This window comes from Gabonia massiliensis (assembly GCF_001403595.1).
Taxonomy (GTDB): Bacteria; Bacteroidota; Bacteroidia; order Bacteroidales; family Coprobacteraceae; genus Coprobacter; species Coprobacter secundus.
This window is the reverse complement of sequence record NZ_LN877938.1, coordinates 1-16,667: the sequence shown is the minus strand read 5'-3', so window position 1 is coordinate 16,667 and position 16,667 is coordinate 1. Positions and strand designations below refer to the sequence as shown.

Sequence of the window (16,667 nt, the reverse complement as noted above, 5' to 3'; positions counted from 1 at the left end):
TATGGCAGAATCATTGAATTTAGAATCTATTTTATTACCTGGTATAGAAGAAAAAAGACCGTTGATTATAGCTGGTCCATGTAGTGCCGAAACGGAAGAACAAGTGCTTTCTACAGCAAAAGATTTGGCAAATAAAGGTATAAAGATTTTTCGGGCTGGAATTTGGAAACCCCGTACAAAGCCAGGGGGGTTTGAGGGTGTCGGAAGTGAAGGACTCGTATGGTTGAAGCATGTGAAAGAAGAGACCGGAATGTATGTTTCGACTGAAGTAGCAAACGAACGACATGTCTTTGAAGCATTAAAATATGGAGTAGACTTACTTTGGATCGGAGCCAGAACAACTGCGAATCCTTTTGCTGTACAAGAAATCGCTGATGCATTGAAAGGTGTGGATATTCCGATCCTTATTAAAAATCCGGTAAATCCAGATTTGGAATTATGGATAGGTGCCGTAGAAAGGATATACAATGCAGGATTGCACCGAATAGGTGTAATACATCGCGGATTCAGTTCATATGATAAAAAGATGTACCGAAATTTACCCCAATGGCACATTCCCATTGAACTGCGTCGCCGCCTTCCAAATTTACCGATTATCTGCGATCCCAGTCATATCGGAGGAAAAAGAGAATTGATTGCTCCTCTATCCCAACAAGCTATGGATTTAGGATTTGATGGTTTGATTATAGAATCACATTGTAACCCAGACTGTGCATGGAGCGACAAAAATCAACAGATTACTCCTGATGTTTTGAATTATATTTTAAATATGCTGGTTGTACGCGAGACGACTCAAACCACAGAGAGTTTATCTGAATTGCGAAAACAGATAGATGAACTTGACGACCAGCTTCTGGAATTACTAGCAAAACGAATGAGAGTATCTCGGGAAATAGGCCAATATAAGAAAGAACACGATATGCCAGTATTACAAACTGCCCGCTATGATGAAATATTGAATAAGCGTATTAATCAAGCTGAAGATATGGAAATGGATGGAGAGTTTATGAAAGTTGTGTTACAAGCTATACATGAAGAATCGGTAAGGCAACAAATAAAAATTTTGAACGATTAATGAAATGAAAATTTTAATTTTAGGTGCTGGGAAAATGGGGTCTTTTTTTGCTGATGTATTATGTTTCCAGCATGAAGTGGCCTTGTTTGACACTGACCCTCAGCGTTTGCGTTTTGCATTTAATACGCAACGAATGACAAAGCTCGATGAAATAAAAGCTTTTGAACCAGAACTGGTAATCAATGCTGCAACCGTAAAATATACAATACAAGCATTCAAAATGGTGTTGCCTTATATCCCAGCAAACTGTATCATTTCAGATATTGCTTCGGTAAAAACAGGATTACCTGAATTCTATAAAGATGCAGGACATCCATTTGTATCTACTCATCCTATGTTTGGACCTACATTTGCTAATTTGAGTGATTTAAGTACTCAAAATACCATTATTATTTCTGAATCAGACCATTTGGGAAAGGTATTTTTTAAAGATTTATACAATAATCTGAGGCTTAAAATCTTTGAATATTCATTTAAAGAACATGATGAGACTATAGCTTATTCATTATCTATACCTTTTGCTTCTACCCTGGTGTTTGCTTCAGTAATGAAACACCAAGAAGCACCAGGAACAACATTCAAAAAACATATGGATATCGCCCGAGGATTATTATCTGAAGATGATTATTTACTAACAGAAATTCTCTTTAATCCTCATACTCCGGCTCAGGTACAACTTATACAAGAACAATTGTCTGAATTATTGAACATAATCAATAAAAAGGATAGTGAAAGCATGAAGAAATATTTAACAAAGGTGAGAAACAATTTGAAATGAGTATAAATTTGTTTTAGAATCTTCTCTCCAAAAAAATATCACCCTTGGACCATACTAAGGGTGATATTTTTTGTATTAGATTCATCAGAGTATATTTATACTATAATTTTACTTTAAAGAAATCTTTGTATATATTTGCATATATAACCTGTAAAATCGATAAAATGCGAAAGTTATCCAATTTCAGAATCTGCTGTATTACTTTACTGTGGTTGTTATTATGTTATCTATTGATTAAGGGTTATCATGGAATAAATACTCGTGTAGCATTGACCATCTTTTTTTCAGGTGTCATTATTTTTGCTCCTATTTATAAACAAATAAAAAAGCGAAAGGAATGAAAATCAATATTGTTCATAAATAATGAATAATAGTAAAAACAATAAACCTTTAAATTAGAGACAAATCTTCGGTAAAAGAACTACATTTGCAATCGAATTGTTGATTTCGTTATGAACAGTAAAAAAAACGATATATTATCGACATTACATATTCCAGCAGACTTAAGGAAACTTAACATTTCTCAGCTTCCTCAAGTATGTGATGAGTTAAGAAAATTTATAATAGAGGAATTGTCTCATAATCCCGGTCATTTTGCATCAAGTTTAGGGGCAATAGAACTTACTGTGGCTTTGCATTATGTATTTAATACTCCATATGATCGCATTGTATGGGATGTGGGACATCAGGCGTATAGTCATAAAATCTTGACAGGTAGAAAAGATTTATTCTCTACAAATCGCAAATTCAAAGGAATAAGTGGCTTTCCAAATCCTAAAGAGAGTGAATATGATGCTTTTATAGCAGGGCATGCGTCTAATTCAATTTCTGCAGCTTTAGGTATGGCAGTAGCTGCTAATCTAAAACACGAGAACGACCAGAAAGTAATTGCAGTTATAGGAGACGCATCCATATCAGGAGGATTGGCATTTGAAGGTTTAAATAATGCTGCTATTAACCCCAATAATTTACTTATTATACTGAATGATAATGATATGGCCATAGACCATAATGTCGGGGCATTAAATGAATATTTAATAAAATTGACCACTTCTCCTCGCTATAATCGTCTAAGGTATAAGGTATACCTTGCCTTACGTAGACTTAACTTGGTAACAGAGGAAAGCAAAGGTTTCATTTTACGTTTCAATAATAGTCTGAAAGCTCTCATTGGCCGAAGGCAAAATATTTTTGAAGGATTGAATATCCGTTATTTCGGCCCATTGGATGGTCATGACGTCGGAACAATGGTGCGGGTATTAAATGACATAAAAGATATGACAGGCCCTAAACTGCTACATTTGCGGACAGTAAAAGGCAAAGGGTACGCTCCTGCAGAAAAAGCTGCAACCGAGTGGCATGCTCCTGGTAAGTTTAATATAGAAACGGGAGAGCGGATTATTCCCAACAGTAATAATTTGCCACCATTGTTTCAAGACGTATTTGGCCTTACATTGCTGGAATTAGCTGAGAAAAATGAAAAAATTGTAGGTATTACTCCCGCAATGCCTACAGGGTGCTCTATGACGTATATGATGAACAAATATCCACATAGAACATTTGACGTTGGCATTGCTGAGGAACATGCAGTTACTTTTTCGGGAGGACTGGCTAAAGAGGGACTAATTCCGTTCTGCAATATATACTCAACATTTATGCAAAGGGCTTTTGATGAAGTCATACATGATGTTGCTATTCAAAATCTACATGTTATTTTTTGCCTTGACCGTGCAGGTCTGGTAGGAGAAGATGGCGTCACTCATCATGGAGCATTTGATTTATCATATATGAGATGTATTCCCAATATGACTATAGCATCCCCTATGAATGAACATTATTTGCGCCATTTGATGTATACAGCCCAAGCAGAAGATACAGGTGTATTTACTATTCGATATCCTCGAGGGCGTGGAGTACTGACAGATTGGAAGTGTACTCCCAAACTATTGGAAATAGGAAAAGGCCGAAAATTAAAGGATGGGAATGACATAGCGTTGATTAGTATCGGTCCGATAGGAAATATTGCGGCAAAAGCGATAGAAAAGGCTGAAGAAGCAGGTGCTTCTATCGCACATTATGATATGATTTTTTTAAAACCTATTGATGAAGGAATTCTTCATGAGATAGGCCGAAAATTTAAGCGTATTGTAACTGTCGAGGACGGAAGCATAAAAGGTGGATTAGGTATTGCCGTTTTGGAATTTATGTCAGATAATAATTACACTCCTCGTATAAAACGGATAGGAATACCTGATCAATTTATAGAACATGGTACAATTGCAGAATTATATAAATTATGCAAAATGGATGAAGAAAATATAAGAAATATATTGGTTTCTGAGTGGTAATTAAAAATTAATCCAGAATTATTTTATATTAAGACAACGGAACAATGAAAATAATAATTGCGGGAGCTGGAGAAGTCGGGACACATCTTGCAAAACTATTATCCCGAGAAGATCAAGATATCATACTTATCGATACGGATGTCGAGAAATTGCAGTGGATAGATGCCAATTATAATTTGATGACAGTCGTGGGCTCTCCTACTTCATTTGATGTTCTGAAAAAAGCCGGAGTGAACCGAGCCGATCTGTTTGTTGCAGTAACCCCATTTGAGTCTCGAAATATTACAGCTTGTACAATGGCTACCAATTTAGGCGCAGTAAAGACTGTGGCTCGCATCGATAATTACGAATATTTATTACCTGATAATCAAGCATTTTTTAAAAAACTTGGAGTTGATGTATTGATTTATCCAGAAATGTTAGCCGCGCAAGAAGTAGTTACTGCATTGAAACGGACTTGGGTAAGGAATTGGTTCGAATTATGTAATGGAGAACTTATTCTTATTGGAGCAAAGCTTCGAGAACAGGCAAAAATTCTCGATTACAAATTGAGTGATTTAACAAGAGAACACAATTTCTATCATATAGCGGCTATAAAGAGAAAAGACGAAACGATTATTCCCCGTGGTAATGATATTATCAGATTGAATGATATCGTATATTTTACTACTACCCCAGATCATATACAAGATATACGTTTGTTAACTGGCAAAACTGAAATAGATGTTCGTAAAGTAATGATTATGGGGGGAAGCCGTATCGCTGTACGTATTGCAGATATTGCACCGGAATATCTCAAAATAAAACTTATTGAATCGGATAAAGCAAAGAGTTATAAGCTGGTTGAAAAGATGAATGATACAGTGATTATTCAAGGTGACGGACGAGATATAGACCTTCTAAAAGAAGAAGGAATAATGGATACTGATGCGTTTATTGCATTGACCGATAGCTCAGAGACCAACATTCTGGCATGCCTTACTGCCAAAGGTTTTGGCGTACCTAAAACTGTAGCTGAAGTCGAAAATATATCTTTTATCACTGTAGCTGAGGGACTGAATATCGGTTCGGTTATCAACAAGAAACTAATAGCAGCCAGCCGTATCTACCAATTGCTCCTTGACGAAGATGATTCAAATGTGAAGTGCCTCAGTCTGGCTGATGCAGAAGTTGCGGAACTCATTGCCAAAGAAGGGTCAAAAATAACTAAGGCCCAAGTAAAAGATTTGTCTTTGCCTAAAGATTTAACCATAGGTGGATTGATTCGTGATGGTAAAGGGCTTATTGTTAATGGTAATACTCACATTCAGCCAAATGACCATGTTGTTGTATTTTGCTTGGATACCGCTATTCGAAAAATAGAGAAACTCTTTAATTAAAATGATACAGAAGTGCATAAAAACGATATACAACAAATAAATTTTAAAATAGTATTTCGAGTCATAGGAATGCTTTTATGCATGGAAGCATTTTTTATGATTGTACCTTTCTTGGTGTCTCTTTGGTATGATGAAAGTGATGCTTTTGCTTTTTTGACAACGATAGGAATCACGATTGTGGCAGGTGTTATAATGATAATGACGACTCGTAATCATTCAAAACATCTGGCAAAGAGAGAAGGTTTTCTTATCGTTGCTACAACATGGATCTTTTTTTCTATTTTTGGAATGCTTCCTTTTATTATACATGGATGCATTCCGAATGTAGCAGATGCCTTTTTTGAAACAATTTCCGGTTTTACGACAACCGGAGCTACTGTTTTGACAGATATTGATAATTTGCCCCATGGCATTCTTTTTTGGAGATGTTTTACACAATGGTTAGGGGGTATGGGTATAATTTTGTTTACCCTCGCTATATTGCCAATGCTTAATTCAGGAGGCGGAATACAATTATTTAATGCTGAAACAACAGGCATTACTCATAATAAATTACGTCCAAGAATAGGCCAAACAGCAAAAAGACTATGGGGAATGTATGTTGCAATAACAACAGTTCTCGTCATTTGTCTCGTACTTGGGCCTATGGATTTATTTGATGCAATTTGTCATGCCATGTCAACAACTGCAACAGGAGGTTATTCGACAAAGCAAGCCAGTATTGCTTATTGGAACTCGGCCTATATTGATTATATTATCATCTTCTTTATGTACATTTCAGGTATAAATTTTTCAATAGTATATTTTGCTGTTGTGAAAGGAGACTATAAGTCACTTTTTAAAGACGAAGAGGTGAGATGGTATACCTATGTTTTGATATTGGCTACTATAGCTATTGCCGCAGGGCTGTTTATGAGCGGGCAAATACAGGGTTCTGCAGAAGGTACTATACGTTCATCATTGTTTCAGGTAGTCACTAATATTACTACAACAGGATTTACTACAGCTAATTTCAACGACTGGGGACCATTTTATGCCGTCATATTGTTTTTGGTTATGTTTTTTGGTGCTTGCGCGGGTTCTACCAGTGGAGGAGCAAAAACAATACGCCTTGTAGTCTTGATAAAAAATACAGTTAATGAACTATATCGCCATATTCATCCGAATGCCGTAGTTCCGGTTCGAGTGAATAATAAAGTAATTTCATACGAATTAGTATCGAAAATATTAGCTTTCATTTTCGTTTATTTGCTTGTATTTGTCATCAGTTCGGTATTACTTTCGGCTATGGGACTTACGTTCGAAGAGGCTTTTGGATGTACTCTTTCATGTCTCAGTAACATTGGTCCCGGATTTGGTCGAATGGGATCGGACTTCGCTCTTATTCCGGATGCCGGTATCTGGCTTTTGTCTTTTGTTATGTTGGTAGGTCGTCTTGAATTATTTACAATCTTGATTATTTTTACTCCCTATTTTTGGAAAAAATAAACAGATAGTTTTATTTCAAAAAAGATACTGGCAAACTTTTCGTATTTTTGTATTTGTCAAAATTGAAAAATTTTTTATGGTTAAGAAAAAAGAAGATAAAAAACAACATAAGAACGAAGATTCTCTCATAAGAAAGGTAATCAATTTCTTCAAGGATGAGCGCACCCATTTTGTTGCGGGATTGCTTTTCGTTATGTTTGGTGTATATTTATTTATTTCGTTTATGTCGTTTTTTTATACGGGAGATGCAGATCAAAGCAAATTGGAGAATTTGTCTTTGGCAGAACTCAGTAGTGTGAAAAATGATATTCAAAACTGGACTGGAGCCTTAGGAGCATATCTATCTAATTTGTTTATCAATCAATGGGTAGGAGTATCATCGTTTGTTATTTGCATTTTTGTATGTGCTATCGGGCTGAAGCTAATGAAAGTCAAGCAAATCTCTGTTATTAAGTGGATATGCTACACATGTGCAATAGTGATATTAGGATCTTTGATATGCGGTTTCTTTTTTATCGATAGTTACCAAGATTCTTTTATTTACTTAGGTGGACAACATGGATACTACACGACCTTATTACTCAAAGCAAATATCGGTTGGTCAGGAACCTTACTCGTAATCATTGCTGGAGTTTTGACTTTTCTGATTTCTATCAGTTCTTCTACGGTCCCATTTTTAAGAAAAGTATTTTCATTAGATATAAAAGCTTCTTCCAAAAGAAAAGAAGAAATATCATCTTCTGACAAAAATTATGTAGATGAAATGTCACCAAACGACAATAAGAATAAAAATACTGAAGATATATTGTCGAATAATGATAAAGAAGAAGACTCATATGAATATATTGCACCCGAAATAGATGAAAATCAGATCGAAAATTTCAATAATGATGATACTGATAAGTTTGAGGTTGTATTCAACCAACACCTAAATGAGAACAATTCAGATATTTCTCAAGATAATATTCCTATAACAGAAAAAGGAGAAGAACATACTTTTACTGTCGAAGCTGGCACTGAAATAATTGAAGAAGAGGAATATCAGGGAAATGAATTGGATGACTATGATCCTACTTTAGAATTGTCTCGATATAAATCTCCAGGATTGGATTTGATGGAAAAATACGATGAGCCAGACCGTCAGATTGATATGGAAGAGCAAAATGCAAATCAGAAAAAAATTGCAGAAACTTTGAAAAATTACGGTATCCGTATCAAAATGATAAAGGCTACAGTAGGACCTACTATAACATTATATGAGATAATCCCAGAAGCCGGAGTCAGGGTTTCTAAAATAAGAAATTTAGAGGATGATATAGCATTGAGTCTCTCAGCTTTAGGAATTCGTATTATTGCACCTATACCTGGGAAAGGAACTATCGGCATTGAAGTACCTAATAAAGACCCTCAGATTGTATCCATGCTTTCGGTCATATCCTCGAAAAAATTTCAAGAAAGTAAATATGATCTTCCTATTGTTTTAGGAAAAACGATAACGAATGATGTATTTATGTTCGACCTATGTAAAATGCCACATGTTTTAGTCGCAGGGGCTACAGGACAAGGTAAATCAGTCGGCCTGAATGCGATTATCACCTCTTTGCTTTATAAAAAGCATCCTTCGCAACTAAAATTGGTGTTGGTTGATCCCAAAAAAGTAGAATTTAGTATATATTCAAACATAGAAAAGCACTTTTTGGCAAAATTACCGGACAGTGAGGACGCTATCATAACAGACGTTACCAAAGTAGTACAAACATTGAATTCCATAACTAAAGAAATGGATGACAGGTACGATTTGTTAAAGAAGGCGCAAACCCGCAATATAAAAGAATACAATGCCAAGTTTATTTCCCGGAGGTTGAATCCGAACAACGGACATCGTTATATGCCTTATATTGTTGTCATAGTTGACGAATTTGCAGATTTAATAATGACCGCAGGCAAAGAAGTAGAAATGCCTATTGCTCGTATTGCCCAGTTGGCGAGGGCTGTAGGTATTCATATGATTATTGCAACACAACGTCCTTCTACCAACATTATTACAGGTGTTATAAAAGCTAACTTCCCTGCTCGTGTAGCGTTTAGAGTTTCGTCTATGATAGATTCAAGAACAATTCTTGACTGTCCAGGTGCAAATCAATTAATAGGACGGGGAGATTTGTTGTTTTCTCAAGGAAGTTCTTTAGTTCGTGTCCAGTGTGCGTTAATCGATACTCCAGAAGTTGAGCGTATTTGCGATTTCATAGGTTCCCAACAAGGATATAGTTCGGCTTATGCCCTACCCGAGTATGTAGGTGAAGGTGGAGATTCTGGAATAGGTGAGGTAAATCTGAAAGAGAGAGATTCCATGTTTGAAGAGGCTGCACGTCTAATTGTATTGAATCAGCAAGGTTCTACTTCCCTAATACAACGAAAATTTTCTTTAGGATATAATCGTGCAGGACGTATTATGGACCAATTAGAAGCTGCCGGAATTGTCGGCCCTTCTGAGGGAAGCAAACCTCGACAGGTTCTGGTAATGGATGAGGTCCAGTTGGAACAGATATTTAATAATTTAAGATAAGATGAGAAAATATATATTTTCCTTTATATTTGGCGCTTTCTTCTGGGCATGTGGAAGTGCTGTTTTTTCACAAAGTAAGGCAACTGAACTTCTTGATAAAGTCGTTGCAAAGTACAATGCTTCCAAAGGAATATCGGCACGATTCTCTATAGAGAATAAGAATGCACAAAATCAAGTGAGTGGACGTACGTCCGGAACTTTAAAGATGCAAGGGCAATGTTTTACCCTTAAATCTCAAGATATGATGATTTGGTATGACGGAAAAAATCAGTGGGCATTTATGCCATCAAGTAATGAAGTAAATTTAAGTATACCAAGTCGAGATGAAATACAAGAAGTAAATCCTTATATGATATTAAAATCCTATAAAAAAGAATTTAAGAGTCTGTATAAAGGAAAAAGTAATGGTTTGGAAAGAGTAGAATTGATTCCGCTCCAAAAGAACGGAGGCATAAAGAACATTTTATTGGAGATTGATGTAACTCGACTATATCCGGTAAGTATTGTCGTATTTAATTCCAATAAGACGAGCTTGAATATACATGTTACTGAATATCAAACAGGATTGAACTTTAAGAATTCGGAATTTGTTTTTGACGAAAGACAGTTCCCTGAAGCTGAAATTATTGATTTACGATAAATAAAAGAGAATATGGAAAATAACGAAAAAGTTCGCTGTCTCATCATTGGTTCCGGTCCTGCCGGATATACAGCTGCAATATATGCGGGACGTTCAAATCTGGCTCCGGTATTGTATGAAGGAATACAGCCTGGAGGACAATTGACAACTACAACAGATATAGAGAACTTTCCAGGTTATCCTGAAGGAATTTCAGGTTTTGATATGATGGAAGATTTGAAAAAACAAGCCATACGTTTTGGTGCAGATGTACGTTATGGCATTGCAACAGAAGTTGATTTTAACAAATCACCTTATTCAGTAATCATTGATGGTGAGAAAAAAGTAGAAGCAGATTCTGTAATAATAGCAACAGGTGCATCTGCCAAATATTTAGGTCTTCCAGATGAAACTAAATATTCAGGGATGGGTGTATCTGCTTGTGCTACTTGTGATGGCTTTTTTTACCGTAAAAAAGTAGTGGCTGTCGTTGGAGGCGGGGATACTGCATGTGAAGAAGCAATATATCTTGCTCAACTGGCATGTAAAGTGTATTTGATAGTACGTAAGGATTATTTGCGAGCATCTAAAATTATGCAACAAAGAGTACGGGAAACAGAGAATATAGAAGTTATGTTTGAAACACAAACTATCGGACTTTTTGGTGATGGCAATTTACAAGGCGCTCATTTAGTGAAAGCTAAAGGAACTGACAGGGAAGAATATATAGATTTACCGATTGATGGTTTCTTTTTAGCAATAGGGCATAAACCGAATACCGATATATTTGCCAAATTTCTAAAACTTGATGAGAATGGGTATATAATAACCTATAACGGAACTACAGAAACAAATGTTCCTGGTGTATTTGCTGCAGGAGATGTGGCAGATCCGCGTTACAGACAGGCCATTACCGCAGCTGCATCAGGATGTAAGGCTGCTATCGATGCAGAACGTTATTTAGTAGAAAACGGTTTATAATACCCAATAATTGAAAAAATATAATAAATATAGTCTCCATAAAGATTAAATTTGTATTCAAATGATTTTTATGGGGATTTTTTTATCTAATCTAATAAATTTACTTCCAATATTATAAATTTTATACATATTTGAAACCTTTGAACTGAAAAAATCTATATATTTGTGCTATACAACAGTGTTATATAGCAAGTCATGGTTAAGAAGAGCACATTAGAGTCTATTTTAAAGGAAGATATGTCCGATATGTGGGCCATTCTGAATAGTGAGGAGAAAAGGACATTAACAGATAATTTTCATATTCAGACTTTCAGAAAAAATGAGATGATATATAGTGAAGGGGAAAAAGCAACCCAGTTGATGTGTCTTTTGAAAGGAAAAGTGAAAATCTATAAAGATGGTGTAGGTGGACGTAGCCAAATTATCAGATTGATTCGACCTGTTCAATATTTCGGATATAGAGCTTATTTTGCTAATGAGGATTATGTAACGGCAGCATCTGCATTTGAATCTGCGACTATAGGTTTTCTACCAATGGAAATCGTTGAAACACAAATACGTAAAAATAATCAGTTAGCATATTTCTTTATAAAAGAATTAGCAAAAGATTTGGGAATTTCTGATGCTCGTACAGTAAATCTTACACAGAAACATATCCGAGGAAGATTGGCTGAATCGTTGATTGTTCTTAAGGAAAATTATGGACTTGAAGAAGACGGAGCTACACTGAATATATATATGGCTCGTGAAGATTTAGCAAATCTTTCTAATATGACGACATCTAATGCTATTAGGACACTTTCCTGTTTTGCTAACGAAAAGATAATAGTTGTTGATGGTCGTAAGATAAAGATTATTGATGAAGAAAAATTGAAAAAAATAAGTCGTTTTGGATAACAACATGTAGATTGTGAAAGTTTTTCTATTCAGAATAATTTTATAAAAAATAGTACTCCTAAATATCCCGTTTCAAGATATTTATTTATAAATTTGTCACATAAAAGGAAAGATGCCGGAGTGGTCGATCGGGACGGTCTCGAAAACCGTTGTACGGGTAACTGTACCGAGGGTTCGAATCCCTCTCTCTCCGCTGAACGTACTGGACAGAAATGGTCAGTAAACGGACAAAAAGCTACAAATCAATGATTTGTGGCTTTTTTTATTGCCCGAAAGCCCTACTTCCAAGACTTCAAAAGTACCGAATAAGACAGTGCAACGTTACTAAATCGTTACCTATTCGCCACCGGACAAAAACGGTAACGAATTGTCCTAAAATGACCTGATAATGACCTAATTAGTCCACTTGCTGCATAACTCAAAAACAAGAAGTAAAAAGTAATTTTGCAACGACTAAAAACAATGAGTTATGAAATCAACATTCCGGGTACTATTCTACCTAAAGAAAGGTTCAGAAAGGAAAAACGGTGAAGCCATGATTATGGCACGTATCACCATTGATGGCAAGCTATGCCAGTTCAGTACGAAGCAAAGCATCCTTCCTAATAATTGGAACGTAGCATCAGGTAAAGCCAAAGGCAAGGATGCAGGAAAGATAAATGCTTTGTTGGACGACATACGTTCTGCCCTGAATACCATTTATCATGAAATGCAACGGCGAGACAACTATGTTACCGCTGAGAAAGTGAAGAACGAGTTTTTAGGTCATAGTGAGAGCCACGAAACAATTTTGACCCTGTTTAAAAAGCACAATGACGATGTTAAGCAGTTAGTAGGCATATCCAAGACGATAGCGACCTACCGCAAATACGAAGTCACCCGCCGACACCTCGCTGAATTTATACAAAGCAAATACAATGTATCGGACATATCCATTAAGGAAATAACTCCGATGTTCATTACCGATTTTGAATTGTATTTGCGTACAGCCTGTAAATGCGGTTACAACACGACCGCCAAGTTTATGCAGTTTTTCAAACGTATTATCATTATTGCCCGTAACAATGGCATATTGGAGAAAGACCCGTTTTTCAACTATAAAATCCACTTGGAAAAAGTGGACAGAGGATATTTAACTGAGGACGAGATAAAAATCATCCTCAAAAAGAAAATGGTTTCCGAACGGCTGGAACATGTCAGGGACTTATTTATCTTTTCCTGCTTCACTGGCTTGGCATACAGCGATGTGGCAAATCTGCGTGAGGAAAATATCCGTAAGTCATTTGACAGCAAACTTTGGATAATGACGAAACGACAGAAAACGAACACGGATGTAAATGTTCCCTTGCTGGATATACCCAAGATGATTTTGAAGAAGTACAAAGGCAAATTGCCGAATGGCAAGATCCTTCCTGTAATCAGCAATCAGAAGTTAAATGCGTACTTAAAAGAAATCGCCGACATTTGCGGGGTTAAAAAGAACCTTACATTCCATCTTGCCCGGCACACGTTCGCCACGACCACCACGTTGGCAAAGGGCGTACCCATTGAAACTGTGTCCAAGATGCTGGGACATACAAATATTGAAACGACCCAAATTTACGCCCGCATAACCAACAGCAAGATAGGCAACGATATGCAAGGGCTTGATAAAAAATTTGTTGGCATTGAGAAGATTTACAAGGAAATCGCTTTATAATCAGTTAGGGGTATCACAAAATGTGATGCCCCTAACTGACATAATTCTATTTTTCGTTACCTATGACAAACCGGAAACAGACAGGTAACGGTTTCGGTAACGAAATGCCGTTTAATGGATTGTATTCCAACAAGTAGTTTCCATTTATCTTGCGGGCAGTCCACCGGGCTACCCGCATTTTTTATCCCCTTTTCCTCCGGCACATTCCCCGAAACGCCAGCCGTGCGGAACATGGCTGACTGTTTTTCGTGAAAAGAGCCTTCGGAAACCCGCACAAGCGTATCGAAAGACGGGCTTCCGACACCCTTGCCTTTCCCGCCCGCTTCGTATAGTGTTCCCTAACAGATGAAAGGGAACAAGAACTTTTATCCCGTTTCCCTATCGGTAAACCCTCCCCCTTATGCAGTCCCCCAGCCGGGAGGTCGTTTCTCACGTTTCAATAGGCAAAGGTAGCTACGTGTCCCTACGAGCCGGAAAGGTCAAGCCGCAGGTTCGTGCAAAAAATCTTCCCTGCCTTGCGAGGTATTTTTTGCCGAAACCTTGCCCGCTCTGGACACTTCACAAACCAGCCTATGTGAAACGAAAACGACCGACCCGACGGAAGACGCATAAAAAAAGGTCGGATTTACGGGAAACGGGAAAAAAGTTCAGTGAAACTTCAACTCCCTCACCTCTCGAATCCGCATAAAAATTAAAAACTTAAAAATTACAGCGATATGGAAACGGCAACATTATCAGAAGCAAAAGTTTATGTAGGCACTTACGGCAAGTACAACAACGGTTCACTGTTCGGCGCATGGCTGGACTTGTCGGACTATGTGGACAAGGAAGAGTTTTACGAAGCCTGCCGGGAGCTTCACAAGGACGAGGAAGATGCGGAATTTATGTTTCAGGATTACGAGAACATCCCGGAGAACTTGATTTCCGAAAGCTGGATTTCCGAGAACTTCTTCACCTTGCGGGATGCGGTGGAAAATTTGGGCGACACGGAACAGGAAGCCTTTTTCGTGTGGTGCAACTACAAAGGCTATGACGTGGGCGAAAAGGATGCGGACGACCTTGTTAGGGACTTCCAAGACGAGTATCAAGGGCAGTATGACGATGAAGAAGATTTTGCCTATCAAATCGTGGAAGAATGCTACGACCTGCCGGAGTTCGCAAAGACCTATTTCGATTATGAAAAATTTGCCCGTGATTTGTTCATGTGCGATTATTGGTTTGATGACGGCTTTGTATTCCGGGCGGCTTGAAAAGGATAATCCGGGCGGGGTGTCAAAGCCCTGCCCACTAAAATAACAAATTCGTAACCAACAAATACAGAAATTTATGCAATCATTAAACAGAAACGGGGTGAGCATCACCCAAACACCGGGAGAGGAAAAGTTCGTGAAATTCCGTTCGTGCGCATTCAGGGGACGGACATTCTGCCAATATGACTACCGCCACACGGACGGGGAACTGTTTTCGACAGTGGCTAAGACGCTGGCAGAATGCCGCCGCAGGCGTAACGAATGGATAGAGAAGAAAGAACGGAGCAATAACCCATAAAAGTTTGAGGACATGAAACGACAGAAGTAAGCAAAGACCTAATCGGCAGGCGTTGCGAGTGCATTTTTACGGGCATGATGGTAACGGGCGCTATCAAGGACACGGAAGAAAACGAATATTCGGTAAACGTGAAAGTGCATTTCGACCATCCGCACCAGTGGGGCGATGATTTCTACACGGAGGATTGGGCATGGGGGCGCAAGTCTGACGAGTTCGGCACGTTACACCATTTGCGGCTGCTGGAGGACAAGCCGAACTTTCAGACAATTATAGTAGTTTTTGGCGAGCCAATTAGCCAAATAGACCGCAGCGTTTTTGAAGATGTTTCCATGTAGGGCGTTTCTTCTCTGCAAGGTTGGGTAAACAGCTATGAATGTGTCAGATTTGTAGCCATAAACGACCATACGGCAGTCATAACGGGAGAATACAACTTTGAACAGATAAAAGTGTGATTAGAGAAATATGTACCCATACAGAGCCTTAAAAACAGTTAATAGATAACGGCGGCTGTTTGCCGCCATTATTTTCTTTCAGTGAGTGCCGGGAAAGGAAAGTAGCAAAGAACCCCGCCGACATTCCCCGAAAGACTGGCATAAAAAAGCCGCCCGGCACGTTTCCGCAAGCCGGGCGACCCAAAGTGCTGAGTTGGGCAACTCAGCGTTGTGAGTCGGGCAACTCACGGGAGCGGCTCTTCTTCCTCGCCGCTGTCATTATTGAACGAGAACGAAAGCTNTGGCTAAGACGCTGGCAGAATGCCGCCGCAGGCGTAACGAATGGATAGAGAAGAAAGAACGGAGCAATAACCCATAAAAGTTTGAGGACATGAAACGACAGAAGTAAGCAAAGACCTAATCGGCAGGCGTTGCGAGTGCATTTTTACGGGCATGATGGTAACGGGCGCTATCAAGGACACGGAAGAAAACGAATATTCGGTAAACGTGAAAGTGCATTTCGACCATCCGCACCAGTGGGGCGATGATTTCTACACGGAGGATTGGGCATGGGGGCGCAAGTCTGACGAGTTCGGCACGTTACACCATTTGCGGCTGCTGGAGGACAAGCCGAACTTTCAGACAATTATAGTAGTTTTTGGCGAGCCAATTAGCCAAATAGACCGCAGCGTTTTTGAAGATGTTTCCATGTAGGGCGTTTCTTCTCTGCAAGGTTGGGTAAACAGCTATGAATGTGTCAGATTTGTAGCCATAAACGACCATACGGCAGTCATAACGGGAGAATACAACTTTGAACAGATAAAAGTGTGATTAGAGAAATATGTACCCATACAGAGC

At 38.1% G+C, this 16,667-nt stretch carries 12 protein-coding genes, 1 tRNA gene and 2 pseudogenes; all 15 read left to right on the top strand.

The window, feature by feature from the left end:
* Nucleotide 1 precedes the first annotated feature (1 nt).
* The 15 genes and pseudogenes from BN2628_RS02255 to BN2628_RS02185 all read left to right on the top strand — a co-directional run bounded on the left by BN2628_RS02255 (nt 2) and on the right by BN2628_RS02185 (nt 16,640).
* A complete protein-coding gene (locus BN2628_RS02255; RefSeq protein WP_021930322.1) occupies nt 2-1,075 on the top strand; it encodes a bifunctional 3-deoxy-7-phosphoheptulonate synthase/chorismate mutase type II in 1,074 nt (357 codons plus the stop codon).
* 4 nt (nt 1,076-1,079) lie between these two features.
* Nucleotides 1,080-1,853: a prephenate dehydrogenase gene (locus tag BN2628_RS02250; protein ID WP_021930321.1), complete on the top strand. Its 774-nt coding sequence runs from the start codon at nt 1,080-1,082 to the stop codon at nt 1,851-1,853.
* A gap of 452 nt (nt 1,854-2,305) precedes the next feature.
* Nucleotides 2,306-4,201 (top strand): 1-deoxy-D-xylulose-5-phosphate synthase, encoded by a 1,896-nt coding sequence (dxs, locus tag BN2628_RS02240; protein WP_021930319.1) that lies wholly within the window; start codon nt 2,306-2,308, stop codon nt 4,199-4,201.
* A gap of 44 nt (nt 4,202-4,245) precedes the next feature.
* Nucleotides 4,246-5,580 (top strand): Trk system potassium transporter TrkA, encoded by a 1,335-nt coding sequence (gene trkA / locus BN2628_RS02235; RefSeq protein ID WP_021930318.1) that lies wholly within the window; start codon nt 4,246-4,248, stop codon nt 5,578-5,580.
* Between the two features lie 81 nt (nt 5,581-5,661).
* Nucleotides 5,662-7,068, top strand: coding sequence for a TrkH family potassium uptake protein (locus tag BN2628_RS02230; protein WP_257606367.1), 1,407 nt, complete (start codon nt 5,662-5,664; stop codon nt 7,066-7,068).
* Nucleotides 7,069-7,144: 76 nt separating this feature from the next.
* Nucleotides 7,145-9,634, top strand: a complete 2,490-nt coding sequence (locus tag BN2628_RS02225; protein WP_021930316.1) for an FtsK/SpoIIIE family DNA translocase — start codon at nt 7,145-7,147, stop codon at nt 9,632-9,634.
* 1 nt (nt 9,635) lies between these two features.
* Nucleotides 9,636-10,274 (top strand): outer membrane lipoprotein periplasmic chaperone LolA1, encoded by a 639-nt coding sequence (locus BN2628_RS02220; protein WP_021930315.1) that lies wholly within the window; start codon nt 9,636-9,638, stop codon nt 10,272-10,274.
* A gap of 12 nt (nt 10,275-10,286) precedes the next feature.
* A complete protein-coding gene (gene trxB / locus BN2628_RS02215; protein ID WP_021930314.1) occupies nt 10,287-11,234 on the top strand; it encodes a thioredoxin-disulfide reductase in 948 nt (315 codons plus the stop codon).
* Between the two features lie 195 nt (nt 11,235-11,429).
* A complete protein-coding gene (locus tag BN2628_RS02210; protein WP_044230547.1) occupies nt 11,430-12,131 on the top strand; it encodes a Crp/Fnr family transcriptional regulator in 702 nt (233 codons plus the stop codon).
* 106 nt (nt 12,132-12,237) lie between these two features.
* Nucleotides 12,238-12,324, top strand: a tRNA-Ser gene (locus BN2628_RS02205).
* A gap of 276 nt (nt 12,325-12,600) precedes the next feature.
* Complete coding sequence (locus BN2628_RS02200; protein ID WP_055095908.1) at nt 12,601-13,830, top strand: site-specific integrase; 1,230 nt, start codon at nt 12,601-12,603, stop codon at nt 13,828-13,830.
* A 716-nt stretch (nt 13,831-14,546) separates the two neighbouring features.
* Nucleotides 14,547-15,080, top strand: coding sequence for an antirestriction protein ArdA (locus tag BN2628_RS02195; RefSeq protein WP_055095906.1), 534 nt, complete (start codon nt 14,547-14,549; stop codon nt 15,078-15,080).
* Between the two features lie 76 nt (nt 15,081-15,156).
* Nucleotides 15,157-15,378, top strand: coding sequence for a DUF3873 domain-containing protein (locus BN2628_RS16680; protein WP_074023926.1), 222 nt, complete (start codon nt 15,157-15,159; stop codon nt 15,376-15,378).
* A gap of 41 nt (nt 15,379-15,419) precedes the next feature.
* Nucleotides 15,420-15,830 (top strand): annotated as a pseudogene (locus tag BN2628_RS02190) (DUF6956 domain-containing protein).
* A gap of 399 nt (nt 15,831-16,229) precedes the next feature.
* Nucleotides 16,230-16,640: pseudogene (locus tag BN2628_RS02185) on the top strand (DUF6956 domain-containing protein).
* Nucleotides 16,641-16,667 lie beyond the last annotated feature (27 nt).

Bases quoted from the DNA above. Each gene is read 5' to 3' on its own strand.
- BN2628_RS02255 (WP_021930322.1), top strand. From the start codon at position 2: ATGGCAGAATCATTGAATTTAGAATCTATTTTATTACCTGGTATAGAA.
- BN2628_RS02250 (WP_021930321.1), top strand. From the start codon at position 1,080: ATGAAAATTTTAATTTTAGGTGCTGGGAAAATGGGGTCTTTTTTTGCT.
- dxs (WP_021930319.1), top strand. From the start codon at position 2,306: ATGAACAGTAAAAAAAACGATATATTATCGACATTACATATTCCAGCA.
- trkA (WP_021930318.1), top strand. From the start codon at position 4,246: ATGAAAATAATAATTGCGGGAGCTGGAGAAGTCGGGACACATCTTGCA.
- BN2628_RS02230 (WP_257606367.1), top strand. From the start codon at position 5,662: ATGGAAGCATTTTTTATGATTGTACCTTTCTTGGTGTCTCTTTGGTAT.
- BN2628_RS02225 (WP_021930316.1), top strand. From the start codon at position 7,145: ATGGTTAAGAAAAAAGAAGATAAAAAACAACATAAGAACGAAGATTCT.
- BN2628_RS02220 (WP_021930315.1), top strand. From the start codon at position 9,636: ATGAGAAAATATATATTTTCCTTTATATTTGGCGCTTTCTTCTGGGCA.
- trxB (WP_021930314.1), top strand. From the start codon at position 10,287: ATGGAAAATAACGAAAAAGTTCGCTGTCTCATCATTGGTTCCGGTCCT.
- BN2628_RS02210 (WP_044230547.1), top strand. From the start codon at position 11,430: ATGGTTAAGAAGAGCACATTAGAGTCTATTTTAAAGGAAGATATGTCC.
- BN2628_RS02200 (WP_055095908.1), top strand. From the start codon at position 12,601: ATGAAATCAACATTCCGGGTACTATTCTACCTAAAGAAAGGTTCAGAA.
- BN2628_RS02195 (WP_055095906.1), top strand. From the start codon at position 14,547: ATGGAAACGGCAACATTATCAGAAGCAAAAGTTTATGTAGGCACTTAC.
- BN2628_RS16680 (WP_074023926.1), top strand. From the start codon at position 15,157: ATGCAATCATTAAACAGAAACGGGGTGAGCATCACCCAAACACCGGGA.